Below are 17,374 nucleotides of genomic sequence, written 5' to 3' on the forward strand. Positions count from 1 at the left end.
CGTAGGGGCAAAGCATGCTCTGCCCCTACAGTTTTTAGTAACTGAATTAGCCAACGGGCGTAATGCTAGCAATTACGCCGCCTTGTTGGTGGATGCGCTGATACTCTTGGGAGAGTTGATTGTAAGGGACAAAATAGACTTTGTTGCTTCGACGGAATTTAGAGACTTTGTTAACCCGACCGGGGGAACTGTAACCCGTTACTTCAACGCGGTAAACCTTGCCGTCTTCGCCAGCACCCGCACCCAGACGAGTACGGGAAGCCAAGGGACTTTCTTGGAACGACCAACCATTGCCCGTAGAACCACCAGAAGGCGGAATGACGGGAAGGGGCGTTTCCTGAATGACGTATTTATTCAATACGGGAGTTTTTCCAGCAATACTTCCTTTTAGGTCACTGCTAGAGGCTCCCCGCAAAAGCGCAAACATATGAGTAAACCCAACCATATTTTGTCCTGGCTGGGTTTTGTAGCCTCGGTAGTAGGGAACGATATTTTCTCCGTAGGCGTTTTGATACTCATCGCTATCGATGTAAGAATCTATGTCGGCTTCAAATCCCTCGTTATCCAAGATGGTGCTGTGCGCTCTCATCTCTTCTAACCCGTCGGGAGCGCGACCGAGAAAATGTTTGAAATTTAACTCGGTATAGCGATAACGAGGGCAGGTCTCGAAGAAGCGAGAGCGGTAAAGCTCGGATTTGGCAACCGCCCGGACAAACTCGCGCACGCTTAGTTCGCCTCGCTTGAATTTCGATTCGGGCACGAGCGCACGCTCGCTTTCCATCACATAGGCATTGCCTAAAATTTGCCGATAAACGGCTCGGATGACAGCTTCTGCTTCTTCTTCCGAGCAACCCGGTACCATTTCTACCGGAGGCGTGTCTTCAAATAAAGCAACACCTAATTGAGATGCGGGTCCAAAAGCCATTCAGAAATCTCCTTAATGAGAACAAAGGTTTTGGGAATCAGTTTCTTATTTTTGTTACAAAACTTAACAAGCTCGATCGAAAGAGATATTCATCGGAAGAATTCCTCAAAACGCACAGCTTGTTGTTTTAAAGTCTATTTGCTGAGAGCGACAGTCATCAAGTCTGCCAAATTACCCAAAACGCGGGAAATCTAAGCATCTTTTAGAAGATTTTAGCTTTCTACGTTTTGTACGATCTGACAGCCAGACTGTGACCTGAGCGAGCGTTAATACACTCTAACAAGTCTATTTATACAATGCTCCCTTAACCATTATTGTCAAAAATTGTAAAGATAGACAAATGATTGTTGTTAGTCGCGAAATTCCTAATCATATCGCTGCAATTCGCTCTGTTCTAGAGACAGCGTTCGATCGCTCGCTAAGCCGAAGCTAAGTTGGTTGATGCACTTCGCAGTCGAGGTGTCCTGACGCTGTCCTTAGTAGCTAGCGAGAATGCAAGGAACATTAACCGATCGCGCGGGAGTAGTGCGATATCAGCCTGAGTTTGCAGAAGTATGAAACTTAAGTTTACTTATGTTAATTTGCAATTTTAAGGTTAAAACTAAATATAGCAATCTTAGATCTTAGATCGTTAAGGGTTGCTATAACTCCAATTGCAACAATCTGTAGCTATGTTATTAAAAAGTTCGTACTCTCGCACCAAAGTTGCAGTTTCTATACTCAAAGCGATCGCTTTACCTTTGGGTATGGGCATTTTACTGCTATCGACTAACCAAAGGGTTTCAGCTCAATCTCTTTGGACAAATTCCGATACCAAGTCGCCTAACTCTGCGATTCAACTCAGTCTGGAAGAAGTCGGACGATCGCAAGAAGAAAAGGCAGAGGAAAACGAGCGATCGCGGCGAGACATCCCAGATGTCATTATCGATGATGAAGAATCTCAACCGGATGATTCATCCTCTTCAACTTCTACTGATTCCGAAGCTGAAGATGAGTCTTCTACAACTTCCACCGATACTGAATCAGAAGACGAATCTACTCCGACTTCTAGCGATCCCGAATCCGAAGAAAAATCCTCGACCTCTGCCAGCACCGAACCTCGCTTTACTTGCCAAACGGTCAATGGCGAATACACGGTAATGTACCATCCAGAAAGCCGTCCGGGCGAAGCTTATGCCTGGGCAATTCCCCGTCAAATGGGAGGCGGTTGGTCGGCAGAACGCCGCTGTGCTGAAATCAGTCGTCGCCTAGAGTTCTATCGACCAGACGGGCTGTTGGAGATGAGAACCGCCGTGGAAAATAATTACAATACCGTCTGCGTGACTACTCAGAAAAATTCGAGTTGCCGCATTGTTTTTACCGTACCTGACGGTCAAGATCCGATAGTCACTCGCGATCGCGTTTTTGAAAATCTGACCGTTGCCGATAGCGGTCAACCAACTCAGGGAGTCACTACCTTGGTTGATAACGGTCGCTCTAATCCAATTCTCGGTCAACTCGGTCAAGTCTTGGGTCAAGACCTATCCAAACTAGCGATGCGTACTAAGTCCTCTGAGGCAATTAACTTGCGTCCTTTCCTCGATCCAGCCGATGGCGGAACGGGAACGAGGTTGCAAGGCAGTCCGTTTGGTTCTCTTAACTCTCATCCTCAACGTTTACAACCTGAGAACTTTCGTTAACATCAACATTAAAATTTGTTGCTTTGTTGGCAACAAATGAGACGGCGCTCGTTGGCTTCCTCTATTCTCGGAGGAAGCTTTAATATACGTGCTATCGTCTATGTTTGAGCCGTTTCGCGAATATTTAGAAAAGCAGCTTTTTAGTCGCTTTGATTTACGCAGTCGCTCTATTCCACCAGGATTGGATTACCAGGTTAGCGATCGCGGCAAGAACCCAGCCACTATTCAAAGTTGGTGCTATCAATGTCCCGAACTGCGCAAAATTCGCTATACCTACATCGAGGCGGGAGAAACGGCGCAAGTTTTTAATAGCGTTATTTATCCCAGCCATTGTTACGACCTACCGTTATTAGGAATCGATTTTTTATCGTTTGGTCAGAAAAAAATTTTAGTCGTTTTGGATTTTCAACCCCTGTTTCGCGATCGCAAATATCTAGAAAAATACATCGAACCAATGCGATCGATTCGGGATAAATATAACGATTTGGCACAAAACTTGGAAATGAAATTTTATGATGCAAACCAGTATTTTTCTAAATACTTATTGTTTGCTAAAACTGATAGTCAAACCGTAGTAAATCGATTATTTCCAGCCTACCGAGAATATGTCGAGCTATATTGGCAATTGCTAGAGCGAGCAACGCCTTTAACCGATCCAGAAGATATCCAGCGTATTGTTAAGGCTCAAAAAGATTACGACCAATACAGTGCCGATCGCGATCCTGCCTCTGGTTTATTTAGTAGTTATTTCGGGCACGAATGGGCAGAGCGATTCCTCTATGAATTTTTGTTTGAAGATGCCGTCCCTTTAGCTGTCACCTCAACCAAAAGATAGCCGAATAGTTTGCTAAATTTAGAGATGGGAACAAGCCAAAATCCCCAATCCAAATCCTTTCATCCCATGACTCTATATCAGCCTTTTTTAGATTACGCGATCGCTCTACTAAAAGAACGGCTAGATTTATCCCCCTATCCCATTCCAGAGGGGTTTGAGTACAAAGAAGGCACGATGGGCAAAGGGAAAAAACAAGAAGCAGTCATCACGACTAGCTATGCCTTTAAATCTCCCAAACTTCGGCAAATTCGAGCCGCTCACGTTCGAGGAGGCGCTTCTCTACAAGTCCTTAATTTCGTTATTTTTCCCCATCCAGCCTACGATTTACCGTTTTTTGGCGCAGACTTAGTCACTCTACCAGGAGGGCACTTAATTGCTTTGGACATGCAGCCTCTCTTTCACGATGCTGCTTATCAGCAGAAATACAGCGAACCCATCTTGCCCATCTTTAAAGCCTATCAACAACACTTACCCTGGGGAGGAGATTTTCCAGAAGAGGCAAAACCCTTCTTTTCTCCTGCATTCTTGTGGACTCGTCCTCAAGAGATGGAAGTCGTTCAAACGCGAGTATTGGAAGCTTTTAAAGATTATCTGCAAGCCTATCTAGATTTTGTCGAAAAAGCGGAACCCGTGACAGACAGCCAGCAACGAGAAGAGATTTTAGAGGCTCAACGGCGCTATATTGCCTATCGCGCCGCAAAAGATCCGGCACGGGGAATGTTTACGCGCTTGTATGGAAGCGAGTGGACGGAGGAATATATTCATGGTTTTCTCTTTTTGCCCGATCCTCTCGCAAATGCTAATTAAGAAAATCACCAATCTAAAATTGGTTGGCTTGAGCTTGTACGTTATCTAAAGTGCGATCGCGCCAAAAAACAATCGAATCATCAAGCGGTTGCAGCTTGGTTCCCGGATAATAAAATGCCAAAATCTGCTCGGCAGACCAACCTATATTGGCTAAATTATAGGAGCCAAATTGACTTAACCCTACTCCATGTCCGAAGCCACCGCCAATAAAGGTATAGCCTTTTAATTGATTCTTTTCGTCGTACATGGGTTCGAGATAAAATAGAGTGCTGCGAGGAGTCCCAAAGCAACTGCGAATCTCATTTTTATGCAGTTCGAGTATACCTTTATCGGTTTGGATCGCCATGGTGAGGATGCGTCCCGAAGGCGATCGCTTGGTAATTTCCATCCGCTGAATTGTCTGAAAATCTGCAAGGGGATGTCTGCGTTTTTCGAGATATTCTTTTAAATCTTCATTGAGTTCTTGAAGAGTTCCTTTTCGATTCCAGCGAAATACTTTTTGTCCCGTTTCATTAAAACCCTCTTTCATGCCGATAAAACGGCGAAATGCTGCTTCATCAGCCAAAGATTGTTGGGACAAATTCCAAACTTGTCTGGGTGAATCGATAACGGGTTTTAGGTAAGGACGTTCTTCTCCATTCCAGACATCGCTAAATCTTGCCGTTATCCCACCCGTCGTTGAGGAATAGAGCGCATCGACCAATTCATTTTGGTAAGTTAAAACTAATCCTTGGGTTTCGGCGATCGCGCGATCGGCTCGCGGATTGGTATCCGACAATCCGTAGTACACTTGACAGTGTACGTCTGCACAGAGTTGATAATTATCTACCTGAAATCGTCGTAGATTTCGCAAAGCGTAGGTTCTAGCGATAATTGTCTGAGCTTTAATGGCATTGTCGGGGGCTTGATGTCCGATTTCGTGGGGAACGACTCCTCGCAAATAGGTTTCGAGCGGGACTTGATTGACTAGGGTAAAAGTTCCATAGGCATTCGGTTGCAGCCTCAACCTTCCGCCATAGATGCGGTCGTTATTTTTGAGAGCAGTTACTTGGATGAGGTCATTGCCAGCGCTAATCTCTAAATAATTTGGCTCGTAGCGCTTTCCGTTGACAGTAAAAATCGGTTGGAATTTTTCGGAGAGAATTTCCGTTTCTAGATAGGATTGGTTGAATCCCCGCGCTCTGAGACTCTGCAATAGCAGGCGACGCAGTAGAGGATTTTTATAAATCTCTCGTTTTGCCCAAACCTCCCAGCGATCTGGTTGAGCGATTTCGACTTTAATTCCTTTAGCTCGCCATTCTTTAGCACTATTTTCAGCCGTCTCGAAGGTAGAATAATTGCCAAGCACTACTCGTTCTGAGAACGTGGGAGCTTGCAAAGGTTGTTTTACAACTTGCAGTTTTACTTGGTTTGTTTGTAGGGTTTGGGTTTGTCCGCTGCGATCGGTAAAACTGAGCGTTAGGATATCTCCCTTTGTACTCGAAAGGGCGATCTCAGTATTATTTTCTTCGCCGAGTCGCTGGATGATGCCAACTTGCAGCTCAACATCTTTTGCTTTGACGCTTGGTGCCCATACTAAACCGAGCAATACGGGCAAGGTAAACGCGGTTAGAATCAATCGTTTGCCTGGTATCCGAGTCTGTTGTTGAGTGGTTGGCATATTGAAGCTCAATCGAACGGTTTATCCTAGCTTTTCATGATAGCCAACGACAAGCTCGTTTAGCTACTAAAAATTAGCTACTAAAAATGAAACGCGATCGCCAATTACGGCACTTGGCGACCTAGAAATTCATTTCTGGGCGTATTGCTTTAGTAGCTTTACTGCCAATTGATAACTGATTTAATGACCCAGTAACTTATCTCGCAGATGCTTAATTCTATCGCGATATTTGGCAGCTTCTTCAAACTCTAAATTCTTGGCTGCCTCTTTCATCTTCTCTTCAAGCTGTTGAATTAACTCAGGAATTTTTTCTAAAGGTAACTCATCTGACTGTTCCCAGACTTCTTCTAACTGTTGTGAATTCAACCTGCGAGAAATCTCTAAGAAGTCCAGGATAGAATTATGCGATCGCGTTTTAATTGGCTGAGGAGTAATGCCGTGCATCCGATTATATGCCATCTGAATCTTTCGCCGTCTTTCTGTCTCTTCGATCGCTTTGAGCATGCTATCTGTTAAATTATCGGCATACAAAATCGCTTGTCCTCGCACGTGACGCGCTGCCCTACCAATAGTTTGAATTAAAGAGCGCTCCGCTCGCAAAAATCCTTCTTTATCTGCATCTAAAATCGCTACTAAAGAAACTTCTGGTAAATCCAATCCTTCTCGCAATAAATTAACGCCGATTAAGACATCAAATTTTCCCTCGCGTAAGGATTGTAAAATTTCTATGCGCTCGATCGATTGAATTTCTGAGTGTAGATATTGAACCTGAATTCCTCTTTCTTGAAGAAATTCCGTTAAATCCTCTGCCATCCGTTTAGTTAGAGTAGTAATCAATACCCTTTCTCTGCGCTTGACTCTTTCTTTAATCTCGCCTAATAAATCGTCAACCTGACCTTCAGTTGGACGGACAAAAATTTCCGGATCGAGAACTCCTGTCGGACGGATAATTTGTTCGATGACTCGTCCATTTGACTGTTCGATCTCCCAATCTCCCGGCGTAGCAGAAACAAAAATACATTGACGAACTTTTCTCCAAAATTCTTCTGCTTTTAAAGGACGATTATCTGCTGCACTGGGAAGGCGAAATCCGTGTTCGATTAAGACTTTTTTTCGAGATTGGTCGCCATTATACATCCCTCGTAATTGAGGAACGGTAACGTGAGACTCATCTATGACTAATAGCCAATCTTTTGGAAAATAATCGACTAAACATTCTGGTGGTTCCCCAGGATTTCTTCCGGCTAAATGGCGGGAATAGTTTTCAACGCCATTGCAATAACCCACCTCTCGCAACATTTCTAGATCGTAGCGAGTTCGTTGTTCGAGGCGTTGTGCTTCTAATAGTTTCCCAGCTTTTTCTAATTCTTCTAATCGTTCTTTTAATTCTTGTTCGATGTTTTGACAAGCTTCTTCTAATTGTTCTTCAGGAGTAACGAAGTGACGCGCCGGATAGATATTCACTTTATCCATACTCTGAAGGATTTCCCCCGTAACGGGATCGAGATAGCGAATCGCATCGATTTCATCGCCAAAGAATTCGACTCGGATGACTCTATCTTCGTAGGCGGGAACAATTTCTAAAACATCTCCTTTTAGTCGAAAGCGTCCCCGTACAAGTTCGAGATCGTTGCGAGAATATTGAACGGAAACTAAATCTCGCAATAATTGACGCTGATCGATTTCTTTGCCAACTTCTATAGGAATAGCGGCTTTAAGATATTCAGATGGCATCCCCAAGCCATAGATGCAGCTAATTGATGCAACAACAATTACGTCTTTTCTCTCAAATAAAGAACGGGTTGCGGAGTGTCGCAACATATCGATTTCATCGTTAATCGAAGCGCTTTTTTCAATGTAAGTATCGGTTACGGGAATGTAGGCTTCGGGTTGATAGTAATCGTAATAACTGATAAAATATTCGACAGCATTATTAGGGAAAAATTGCCTCAGTTCGTTACAAAGTTGGGCAGCAAGCGTTTTATTGTGGGCTAACACGAGGGTAGGCTTGCCAATCTTTTCAATAACCGAGGCGATTGAAAACGTTTTTCCAGTCCCCGTAGCACCTAAAAGTGTTTGAAAGCGGTTTTCTTGTTGAAGAGATTCTACCAGTTGGGCGATCGCTTGGGGTTGATCGCCAGTCGGTTTAAAGGGAGCTTGCAGAAAAAATTGTTCCATCGAAAATACGACGCAGGACTTTTCCCCGTTTGGTAAAAATACAACGTTATCTCAATACTAGCGCTCACACCAAGCTTCTCGACCGCGCCAGCAAGAAACTCGCGCTAGGTTATATTTGTAAGTAATAACAATGCGATCTCGAACCAATGCTCAATTGTCTATGGATCGATCGTCTGGCTCTGGAAAATTGAGTATCGGCAAGCGATCGCCACGAAAGACTTCTTCGCTAGCTTGACCTAATTCAATTAAGCTTTGGGTTAGGGAACGAAAGGCTAACATACCGAGTACAAAGGGAGTAGTAGCCAAACTGAGCCAAAGGGAAACGGGAAGAGAAGACTGACGAGAAATTTTCAAGGCACTCTGTTGTCAATTAACTGACCGTTAAACCGGATTCTCTTCAATCGTACTAGAATTTTTTTCTATTGACGATCGCAGGGGTCTATTTTTCACTCGTCGGATCGGCAGGTTGGCAATTAAAGCCGTAATTCTTTGATCGCTTTCTAAGACAAATTCCATTTCATCGGAATCGATTTCTACATAGCGACCGACCACTTCTAAAATTTCTTGGCGCATGCATTCTAGCGCCTCTTGGCTCAATCCAGAGCGATCGTGAGCGAGGACGAGCTGAAGGCGGCGTTTGGCTTGTTCGCCGCTTTTGACTTGTCGCCGAAACAGTTTTTCCAGCAGTTCGAGAATCATACGAGCTATTAAAAATCCTTAATCTTAAAATAGTCTTCCGCGTCGATCCCTATGCGCCAAACAAACGGCGGATACGGGTAATGAGAGTATCGTGAGCTGCCATGAGGTCGAGAAAAGGGACTTCCTCCCCTTCTAAGCGTCTGGCAATGTTGCCAAACGCTAGGGCAGGGAGAGAAGGTTTTTCGTCGAGTACTAAGGGTTCGCCTTTGTTGGTCGAGATAATAATGCGCTCGTCGTCGGGAACGATGCCTAGCAAAGGCACGACCAACAGATCTAAAATATCCTCAACGCTAATCATTTGGTTGACCTGGATCAATTCTGGTTTGACGCGATTGACGATCAGACGAATGTTTTTGATATCTTCGGTTTCGAGCAAGCCAACTACGCGATCGGCATCTCGTACTGCTGCCATTTCGGGCGTAGTAACGATAATAGCTTCCTGTGCCGGAGCGATCGCGTTGCGGAATCCCATTTCGATTCCTGCCGGAGAGTCGATCAAAATATAGTCGTAGGTTTTGGTCAGTTGCTCTACCAAATCCTTCATTTGGTTGGGAGTGACTGCGTCTTTCGTGCGGTTTTGCGCCGCTGGCAATAACACTAGATTGGGTTGGCGCTTATCTTTGACAAGGGCTTTTTCGAGCGAGCATTCCCCTGCCAGAACATCTACTGCCGTGTAGACGACTCGTTGTTCTAACCCTAATAGCAAATCCAAGTTTCTCAGTCCGAAATCGGCATCGACTAGGGCGATTTTTTTTCCTAGTTGGGCGATTGCCGATCCCAAGTTTGCGGTAACAGTAGTTTTTCCAACCCCTCCCTTTCCGGAGGTGATGACGATAATATGACTCATATTCAGTTATCAGCGATTGGTAAACAGTAACCAGGTTATTAGAATTCGGAAGTCGGAAGTAAAGGCTTTTATGCAGGAGGCAGTTACCAGTGATTCGATGAAAGTATGAAAGGATTGGGGATTCAAATAATTCGTAATTTGTAATTCGTAATTATTTGGTGATTTGTTAGTGGTTAGTAGTTAGTAGTCAGTAGTTAATTGTCTCGGAGTCTCTTCCTCTCCCGAAGCTTCCGGAAGCTCCCCCCTCTCCCCACACTTCCCACACTCTCCTCGTCCTCCTCATCTCTATCCTTCATACTTTGTCCCTTTCTCTACCCATCCTTTGACTTTTTGAGAGAAAGAATAGGTTTTGGCAAAATCGATCGCGCCAGTAATACGAATGCCTTGCTGGGTCATATAGGCGACTTCTGGCTCGAATTCCTTTGGTGCTACGGCTGGCGCTCTAGCAACGACATCGGCAATTCGGAGTTGGGTGGGTTCCATTCTCAATGCCATAATTCGACATTCGCGATCGCCCTTTACTCCTGCACGAGCAATGCCTCGCAAGCTTCCCCAAACGATAATGTCGCCGTCGGCTGCGATTTCACCTCCTGGATTGACATCTCCTACAAGGATTACTGTACCAGGATGGCGAATTGTAACGCCAGAGCGCACCGTTGTTTTCAAATAAAGCGGTTCGGCTAATGGCAAGACAACTTGAGTCGAATTAACCCCAAAAGGTTGGGTTAGGGTTTCTTGTTCTACCGAGTAGCCCGCAGTAGCGGCTGCCACTGCGGTTTGACGGCGACTGGTACGAACGCACTTTAGCAGAAGTCGTTCTTCTTTGAGGGCTTCCGCGATCGCCTGTAGCTGTCTGCCGTCGAGCAGACGATCTTGGGCGACGAGATAAACGACCGTTCCTGCTTGAGTGGCGCGATCGTTACTCTTGAGACAGTACTTGATCTGCTGCCAAGTTTGCGACCAATCGTTGCTCTCCTCTTTTTGAGGGAGCGTTGGCAACACTAACAGCAGTTTCTCGCCCTCTCTTTTGAGATGAACTTGCGAGTAGCGTTCGAGAGGAAAGGGTGAAGGTTCTTCTTGGGAATCGGTTAACGGGAGTACGCGATCGGAAGACATTTGATGAGAGTCAATTGACTAAACGACATCCTAGCGCAATATGGGTCTTCAGTTGCCAATTATGAAATTTTAATTTTTAGCAATGGCGAGCTTCAGCGATTCAAACGGCGATAAACCGTTACCAATCCTTGCGCGTCGCCAACATTACCAGGAAATAAAACCACCGGAAGATCGGGAAATAGGGGATGCTCGGCGGAAGTGCGTACCATCGAACATCCCGGCAAAATTTGACCGAGCAACCGCGCTGCGGTCAAGCTCAGTCCCTTACTCAGTACGTCATTCGAGGTAATCCCTCCTTTGCTGATGAGAAAGCCAATGTCTGAAGGCAATCCTTGCACTACGTCCATCAATAGCGAAGAAACGACAATGCCAAAGTCCAAACGTTCTTGTACGGTTTCAAAGGCAAGTTCTTGGCGACTCGTATAGACGACGGGCGTTTTACCCGCTCGATGAACTTCTTTGACTCGTTGCAGCGTTTGCGTCAATAGAGTCTCTCTTTGAGAGGGATCGTTTCGCAATTGCGTTACATCAACTTCGATCCCGACTGTGGTGAGTTCTTTGAGTAATTGTTCTAATTGCTGAGTCGTTTTCTTAACGTGAGACCCTACTATCACCGCGCCCGGTTTAGCAGTCGGTTTGTACTTCGCCATGTCTTCTGGGGCGATGGGTTGTTTGCCCAGTTGCGCGAGAGAAGTGAGGATACTCGCGGCGCTGCGAAACAAAAATCGTTTTCCCGACGCTGCTGCCGCCAGAATATCTGCGGCAAATCGATCTAAATCGGCTTGAGTTTCTCCATCTACAACAGCGCAGCGATTGTCCTTTAAATTCATCAGGCGCTCTAGCGTTCCCTGACGAATATCCGCCAGTAAAAAGCGTTCTACCTCGCTCGCTTTGATGCGACCTTTGGTTTTTTCTTCCACGTAGTCGGGCAGGTAGCTGTGGTGATAGCCAAACACCGAATCGCGGGCAAATTCTGTTTTGTGGACGGGCGTTTCTACGCCATCGACTATTAGATAATGAATGCTATCGCGGGTGATTCGTCCTCCCTCAAAAAAAGCGGGGATGAGAAAATGCGCGTCGAACCCCCCCAGTTCTTCGGCAATGACATCGGTTTCGATGGGATAATGTCCCCGCAACGTTGAGTCAGAGCGACTGACAACTAGAAACTCTTCGATTTTTTCGGTTTCGATCGCAATTTTTAGATTGTGGCAGACTTCTCGCGTAACGCTAGCCGCTTTGTCTGGCGTTAAAGCTCTCGTGTTAGTTAGGACGAAGAATATTGGAGAATCATCCGCTAGTCCCAACCTAAGAGTTTCTACGTCCCAACGCATTAACAGCAAGCAACTGTGGACGGTTTGAGACCCAGTAGGATCGTCGTCAAGGACAATAATTTTGGGTTTGCTATTCATTGTTTATGTGCAAAACTAGCCTGGATTATTGTCTCATGTTTGCATAATCTCAAGACGAGCCGACGATTAATCCTACTGGTTGTTGGTATTATTCCTCCTGATTTTCGGTAGAACTGTTATTAGTGCTGCTGCTACGACTGGAACGGTCATAACGTCTGCGAGAAAAACGTCCGGTTCCCGATTTATTAAACTGACGAGCATAGGCTTTGTTGCGCTCGGCTTTTTCTTTTTTTAAGTTACGGCGTTTAGCCACGATTACCTCATTAAAACGACAAAAAACCTCTGGTATCAGTTTTTTCAACCCAGTCTAAATCTTCCAGAGGCATCTCTAGATTTAGATGTTGTTATGTTAGCTTGACTACCGGAAAACGATCGGCAAAATTTTCCTAGTATCGAGCGCGATAGCTGCCCCTATTTGGGTTATCCTCTCTAGGTCTGGCTTTGTTGACTCGTAATTGTCGTCCCATTAACTCAGTCCCGTCAAGATCTCGAATGGCTTGCTCTTCTTGGTCTTCTGATGACAGATCGACGAAAGCAAACCCTCTCATTCGCCCAGTTTCTCGGTCTAGAGGAAGCACGACTTTCTTAACTGTACCGTACTCGGCAAAGATTTCTTCTAAGTCTTCTTTAGCCGCTTGGTGGGATATGTTACCTACGAAAATAGTCACGAACGTTTCTCCATCTGAACGATTGCAGGGTTCAGATGAAGCTCGGCTAGCGATGCTCAAAAACTCTTCCGAGACAAATTTTTAAAAATTTCCTCGAATTTGGCGCGAAAAAGTCCGCACAGATTAATGAACCACTAATGAAACCGAACTTGCATCTAGAATATACACTTGTCCAGTTTAATACTTAATTCCTCTCTTGGGTTGAGAAAATTGCCTAGAAATTCTTATCGCCCCGTTCGACAGCTCTTTTTGAATCGGGACTCAAGAGTCGTAGTCTCGGCTTGACAATTCCTGGATTGAAAAGGTGGTCTTGAATTCATCAGCAGATTGCATCACCTACTTGAGCGCTACTCAAGCCAGACTAACTTAGTCTAAGCAAATTCATGCAAAGATCGTTCTTTAGATAGATTTTTTACTTTTAAGTATCGTTAATCTATTCTGCATTCATAAGAATCGCTCTCTGTGTCAAATTTGTCTTTGGCTTAAGCAGAAATTTTTTTCAACTTGACGACCATTTGGCGATCGCCACAATGATTGCAAAAACTCTAAAGATCTACGATCGTTCGATCTTCTTTTGCTTGGTTTGAAAAGATTAAAATGTGATTCTGCCAGGCTGGGCTTTCTTCTTCCAATTTATATCATTTAGATTTTCTATATTTTTATTGATTCGTTAGGAGAAACCCTTTATTTTAAGAGATTTATGTTATATCCTTAATGAGGAACAATTAGTTCCATTCTCAATATTGCCTATATACCCAAGATGAGTTTTATAGTCAGTTACAAAAAAATTTTTGGGTTCGCTATTCGTTGCAAAATTTAACAAAGAGACTGACCGCCTTATCCGACTTAAATACCCTAACCTACTGTTAAAGTGCGCTCTCTCAAGAATTAATAATTAGGCGGTATCATTTTGAAAAACTGTTACATACTTTATTTTAGAGAAAAGCTAAGAGACGCACTAAAGCCAAGCAAGCGATGCGCCCAGGTTTGGTGCCGTTAACACTAAACCTAGGCGACTTTCCCCTTGTTTCGATCCCTCAAGATGCAATCACAAGGAGATACAAAGATTATGGCACAGTTTATTTTTTTCATCTCAAAACCTACACTGGGCAAAAGTTTTACATCGAACGACGATCTTGTTCGCTCGAACTCTAGCTCCCCGTTACAAACGCGCAGAAAAATTTGAGGGGACTTAGAAAGAAACTTTTCTAAACATAGCCTTATATAGGCTCAGGCAGAAATTGTACATCGAACGACACCCTGTTTGGCTGTCAGTGGGTTTTAGTTTCGATTCATCCTGTGTCGATGTACTTCTTTTGGCTGACAGAAGCCTTTGGCGATTTTAATGCCAGAGAGTTTTAGAGTTCTATTGCTGCAAGAAAGTTAAAAAAATGAAACAAAATTCAAGCTTGCCAAGAGAGCCTTTCCTGGTTAGCTCAAAAGATACGGCTCGGCTACAGCAAATACTTTCAAAACAGTTAAGACTCCCTTCGGAAGAGGAAGCACTCATCTCGGATTTGGGCAAAGCGTTTGAGATGGTTGAGTTCGAGCTAGGCAATTCGCTGACAATTTCCTCCGCGAGTCGATCGCGCAATGACGTTCAGACGGAAAACAATTCCCAATATTTTTACGTAGTCTGTCAAGGACAAGTCCGATTGCTCGGCTTTGACGCACAGCAGGAAAGGGAAGTGTCCGCACAGTTGTTAGGGGAGGGGAAATCCTTTGGGGGCGACTCTTTGTTTGGCGAGATGTCCTTGCCTTATCGAGCGATGGCAGCCAGTCCGACTCAAGTTGCTAGAATCGCGATCGCACAGTTGCAACCTTGGCTTAAAAAGCTACCCTCACTTTCAAGCTACTGGCTTGCCGAAACCCAACATCGGCAAGCCTTAATCTTTTTTAAAACACTGACTGCCTTGGGAACGCTCTCCAGTCGCAGGCTCCAGCAACTCTTGCCCTGTCTAGTAGAAAAACGCATTGCAGCAGGAGAGTTCCTCGCGCGAGCAACCCCTTCAGATTCCGGTCGCTACTGGCTGCGCAGCGGTCGGATTCGGTCTCAACCGCTAGAGATAGGAAGTTCTTGGGGATATCCAGAGCCGATCCCAGCCGATTGGGTTGCCCAGACTGATTTGCTAGTCTATCAGCTCCCTAAAGCCCATTGGGAAACTGTACGTGCGCTCGATCCCCAGCTGGCTGCTGCGTTGGGAGAAAAGTCTTCCTCCGCAGAAATAGCCGCTCCTAACGGACACGAACCCGATGCGGGAGAAATGGTTTTCTCCGCTCCCCCAGAACCCGATCGCGATCGCATAGATTCACAAGCCATTGAATTTCCTCAACCCTCAAAGCACCGTCGCTGGTTTGATAGAGGTTGCCCCTTCGTCGAGCAGCAAAGCTCCTCAGACTGCGGGGCGGCTTGCCTAGCAGCGATTAGCCAGTACTGGGGCAAGCATTTCAGCCTGAATTCCCTACGCAATCTAGCCGGGATCGGACGTGCCGGCGCTTCTCTAAAAGGATTAGCCAAAGCGGCAGATAGCCTGGGATATCAAGCTCGACCCGTGCGAGCGAGTTTGAGCCGCCTGCTGGAGCAAGATTTCCCCTGGATTGCCCACTGGCAAGGCGATCACTATATCGTGGTCGATCGCATTAAGGGAGACAGGGTTCTAGTCGTCGATCCCGCGCGGGGCAAACGCTGGCTGTCTAGAGGGGAGTTTCTCTCCGGCTGGACGGGCTATGCGCTGCTGCTAGAGCCAACGGAACGCTTATATGCAACCCCTGACGAGAAGCGCACCCTAAGTCGATTTTTGAGCGTGCTCTTGCCCTATCGCACTTTGGGCGTGCAAATTATCTTGGCTTCGGTGCTGATCCAGATTCTCGGTCTGGTTAGTCCCTTGTTTACCCAAGTCATTCTCGACCAAGTGGTAGTCAACAAAAGCCAAGTAACATTAAACTTTTTTATTGCGATCGCGCTGCTTTGCGGGCTTTGGAGCATCGGTTTGTCCTCAGTCCGGCAATACCTGCTCAGTTATTTGTCGATCCGATTAGACCTCAGCTTGATTGGCGGTTTTATCAAACATGCGCTGACTCTGCCTCTCAAATTCTTTGAATCGCGCCGCGTGGGGGACATCCTCTCGCGGGTTCAAGAAAATCAAAAGATTCAACGTTTCCTAATCCAGCAAGTCCTCTTGGCTTGGTTAAATTTCGTTACGGGATTCGTCTATTTAGGGCTGATGCTCTATTACAATTGGCGGCTTACTCTTCTGATCCTAGCCCTGATCCCGCCGATCGCAATTTTGACCCTGGTGGCAACCCCACTCCTGCGTAAAATATCGCGAGAATTTTTCAACGCCCTAGAGAATCAAAATTCAACCCTGGTAGAAATGATGACGGGGGTAGCTACGATCAAAGCTGCTGCTGCCGAGCCAGAAGTGCGCTGGCGTTGGGAAGGGCGGCTGACCGAGCAACTGAACGTGCAATTTAGCGGGCAAAAAGTCGGGATTAATTTGGGAGTTCTCAGCGGGCTGATTAATTCCCTCGGCAGTCTTGCCTTGTTGTGGTACGGTGCAACGCTGGTGATTCAAGACCAACTCACCATCGGTCAGTTGGTTGCCTTCAACATGATGATCGGTCGAGTAATCAGCCCAGTGCTGACCCTGACAGACCTCTGGGACGAACTGCAAGAAGTTCTGATCTCGGTAGAGCGGCTCAACGATGTTTTTGATACCAAGTCAGAAGACCCTCCCGGAGCGCAAATGTTGGTTTTGCCGACCCTGCGGGGCGAGGTGCGATTCGAGGATGTTACCTTTCGCTACGATAGCGACGAGGAGCGCAATACGCTCCAGAATCTTTCTTTTGAAGCGAAACCGGGACAGACGATCGCGATCGTGGGACGCAGCGGTTCGGGGAAGACGACTTTGATTAAGCTATTACAAGCCTTATATCGACCTACTAGCGGTCGCATCTGGATCGACGAACACGACATCCGTCATGTTTCTCCCCAGTCGCTGCGATCGCGACTGGGCGTAGTGCCTCAGGAGTGTTTTCTATTCTCCGGCACCATTTTGGAAAACATTACCTTCTTTCGACCCGAATACACGCTAGAGCAAGCCATTGAGGTCGCCAAACTGGCCGAGGCACATGCTTTTATCCAATCAATGCCCTTGGGATACAACACCAAAGTCGGGGAGCGCGGAGTTAATCTCTCTGGCGGACAGCGACAGCGAATTGCCATTGCCCGCGCCCTGTTGGGAAACCCGCGCATTCTCATTTTGGATGAAGCTACCAGTTCCCTCGATACCGAGTCCGAGCGGCGCTTTCAGCAAAATCTCGCTCGCATGAGCCGCGATCGCACGACCTTTATCGTTGCCCACCGCCTTTCGACAGTACGCCATGCCGACCGCGTTCTAGTGCTAGATCGAGGCGTTCTTGTCGAGCAAGGCACCCACGCAGAACTAATGGCACGACAGGGACTTTACTACCACTTAGCGCAGCAGCAGCTCGATCTTTAAAATCCACGACATTAGTCATTGGTCAGTAGTAGTACAAATGACAAGTGAC

At 46.0% G+C, this 17,374-nt stretch carries 14 protein-coding genes; 4 read left to right on the forward strand and 10 right to left on the reverse strand.

Features of this window, described 5'->3' with window-relative positions; translation table 11 throughout:
• Window positions 1-46: 46 nt before the first annotated feature.
• Entirely contained in the window at window positions 47-925 is an 879-nt protein-coding gene (locus NIES593_RS02105; protein ID WP_073597983.1) for a phycobilisome linker polypeptide, read from the reverse strand.
• 671 nt (window positions 926-1,596) lie between these two features.
• Between NIES593_RS02105 and NIES593_RS02110 the strand changes: the two genes are divergently transcribed.
• The 3 genes from NIES593_RS02110 to NIES593_RS02120 all read left to right on the forward strand — a co-directional run bounded on the left by NIES593_RS02110 (window position 1,597) and on the right by NIES593_RS02120 (window position 4,246).
• Entirely contained in the window at window positions 1,597-2,604 is a 1,008-nt protein-coding gene (locus NIES593_RS02110; RefSeq protein WP_245817230.1) for a COP23 domain-containing protein, read from the forward strand.
• A 100-nt stretch (window positions 2,605-2,704) separates the two neighbouring features.
• Entirely contained in the window at window positions 2,705-3,439 is a 735-nt protein-coding gene (locus NIES593_RS02115; protein ID WP_073597984.1) for a 15,16-dihydrobiliverdin:ferredoxin oxidoreductase, read from the forward strand.
• Window positions 3,440-3,505: 66 nt separating this feature from the next.
• The gene (locus NIES593_RS02120) at window positions 3,506-4,246 is read left to right on the forward strand and encodes a phycoerythrobilin:ferredoxin oxidoreductase (RefSeq protein ID WP_073598059.1); all 741 of its coding nucleotides are present in this window, start codon (window positions 3,506-3,508) and stop codon (window positions 4,244-4,246) included.
• 13 nt (window positions 4,247-4,259) lie between these two features.
• Here NIES593_RS02120 and NIES593_RS02125 read toward each other — a convergent pair whose 3' ends face one another.
• The 9 genes from NIES593_RS02125 to NIES593_RS02165 form a co-directional block, all read right to left on the reverse strand.
• Window positions 4,260-5,906, reverse strand: coding sequence for a SpoIID/LytB domain-containing protein (locus NIES593_RS02125; RefSeq protein ID WP_073597985.1), 1,647 nt, complete (start codon window positions 5,904-5,906; stop codon window positions 4,260-4,262).
• A 180-nt stretch (window positions 5,907-6,086) separates the two neighbouring features.
• The gene (gene uvrB / locus NIES593_RS02130; protein ID WP_073597986.1) at window positions 6,087-8,084 is read right to left on the reverse strand and encodes an excinuclease ABC subunit UvrB; all 1,998 of its coding nucleotides are present in this window, start codon (window positions 8,082-8,084) and stop codon (window positions 6,087-6,089) included.
• A 150-nt stretch (window positions 8,085-8,234) separates the two neighbouring features.
• On the reverse strand, window positions 8,235-8,438 hold the full coding sequence (locus NIES593_RS02135; RefSeq protein ID WP_073597987.1) for a hypothetical protein: 204 nt from the start codon (window positions 8,436-8,438) through the stop codon (window positions 8,235-8,237).
• Between the two features lie 27 nt (window positions 8,439-8,465).
• Entirely contained in the window at window positions 8,466-8,783 is a 318-nt protein-coding gene (gene minE, locus NIES593_RS02140) for a cell division topological specificity factor MinE (protein ID WP_015141911.1), read from the reverse strand.
• A 49-nt stretch (window positions 8,784-8,832) separates the two neighbouring features.
• Window positions 8,833-9,630 carry a septum site-determining protein MinD gene (gene minD, locus NIES593_RS02145; protein ID WP_073597988.1) on the reverse strand — a complete coding sequence of 266 codons (798 nt, stop codon included), beginning with the start codon at window positions 9,628-9,630 and terminating at the stop codon, window positions 8,833-8,835.
• A 285-nt stretch (window positions 9,631-9,915) separates the two neighbouring features.
• Window positions 9,916-10,746, reverse strand: a complete 831-nt coding sequence (gene minC, locus NIES593_RS02150) for a septum site-determining protein MinC (RefSeq protein WP_073597989.1) — start codon at window positions 10,744-10,746, stop codon at window positions 9,916-9,918.
• A gap of 92 nt (window positions 10,747-10,838) precedes the next feature.
• The gene (locus tag NIES593_RS02155) at window positions 10,839-12,155 is read right to left on the reverse strand and encodes a four-carbon acid sugar kinase family protein (protein ID WP_073597990.1); all 1,317 of its coding nucleotides are present in this window, start codon (window positions 12,153-12,155) and stop codon (window positions 10,839-10,841) included.
• An 88-nt stretch (window positions 12,156-12,243) separates the two neighbouring features.
• On the reverse strand, window positions 12,244-12,408 hold the full coding sequence (locus NIES593_RS23885; protein ID WP_175561009.1) for a hypothetical protein: 165 nt from the start codon (window positions 12,406-12,408) through the stop codon (window positions 12,244-12,246).
• Between the two features lie 133 nt (window positions 12,409-12,541).
• Entirely contained in the window at window positions 12,542-12,823 is a 282-nt protein-coding gene (locus tag NIES593_RS02165; protein ID WP_073597992.1) for an RNA recognition motif domain-containing protein, read from the reverse strand.
• A 1,391-nt stretch (window positions 12,824-14,214) separates the two neighbouring features.
• Between NIES593_RS02165 and NIES593_RS02175 the strand changes: the two genes are divergently transcribed.
• Window positions 14,215-17,325: an ABC transporter transmembrane domain-containing protein gene (locus tag NIES593_RS02175; RefSeq protein WP_073597994.1), complete on the forward strand. Its 3,111-nt coding sequence runs from the start codon at window positions 14,215-14,217 to the stop codon at window positions 17,323-17,325.
• Window positions 17,326-17,374: the final 49 nt, after the last annotated feature.

The organism is Hydrococcus rivularis NIES-593, from assembly GCF_001904635.1.
Taxonomy (GTDB): Bacteria; Cyanobacteriota; Cyanobacteriia; order Cyanobacteriales; family Microcystaceae; genus Hydrococcus; species Hydrococcus rivularis.

Excerpts from the sequence above, each read along its gene's own strand:
- NIES593_RS02105 (WP_073597983.1), bottom strand. The coding sequence starts at position 925 with ATGGCTTTTGGACCCGCATCTCAATTAGGTGTTGCTTTATTTGAAGAC.
- NIES593_RS02110 (WP_245817230.1), top strand. The coding sequence starts at position 1,597 with ATGTTATTAAAAAGTTCGTACTCTCGCACCAAAGTTGCAGTTTCTATA.
- NIES593_RS02115 (WP_073597984.1), top strand. The coding sequence starts at position 2,705 with ATGTTTGAGCCGTTTCGCGAATATTTAGAAAAGCAGCTTTTTAGTCGC.
- NIES593_RS02120 (WP_073598059.1), top strand. The coding sequence starts at position 3,506 with ATGACTCTATATCAGCCTTTTTTAGATTACGCGATCGCTCTACTAAAA.
- NIES593_RS02125 (WP_073597985.1), bottom strand. The coding sequence starts at position 5,906 with ATGCCAACCACTCAACAACAGACTCGGATACCAGGCAAACGATTGATT.
- uvrB (WP_073597986.1), bottom strand. The coding sequence starts at position 8,084 with ATGGAACAATTTTTTCTGCAAGCTCCCTTTAAACCGACTGGCGATCAA.
- minE (WP_015141911.1), bottom strand. The coding sequence starts at position 8,783 with ATGATTCTCGAACTGCTGGAAAAACTGTTTCGGCGACAAGTCAAAAGC.
- minD (WP_073597988.1), bottom strand. The coding sequence starts at position 9,630 with ATGAGTCATATTATCGTCATCACCTCCGGAAAGGGAGGGGTTGGAAAA.
- minC (WP_073597989.1), bottom strand. The coding sequence starts at position 10,746 with ATGTCTTCCGATCGCGTACTCCCGTTAACCGATTCCCAAGAAGAACCT.
- NIES593_RS02155 (WP_073597990.1), bottom strand. The coding sequence starts at position 12,155 with ATGAATAGCAAACCCAAAATTATTGTCCTTGACGACGATCCTACTGGG.
- NIES593_RS02175 (WP_073597994.1), top strand. The coding sequence starts at position 14,215 with ATGAAACAAAATTCAAGCTTGCCAAGAGAGCCTTTCCTGGTTAGCTCA.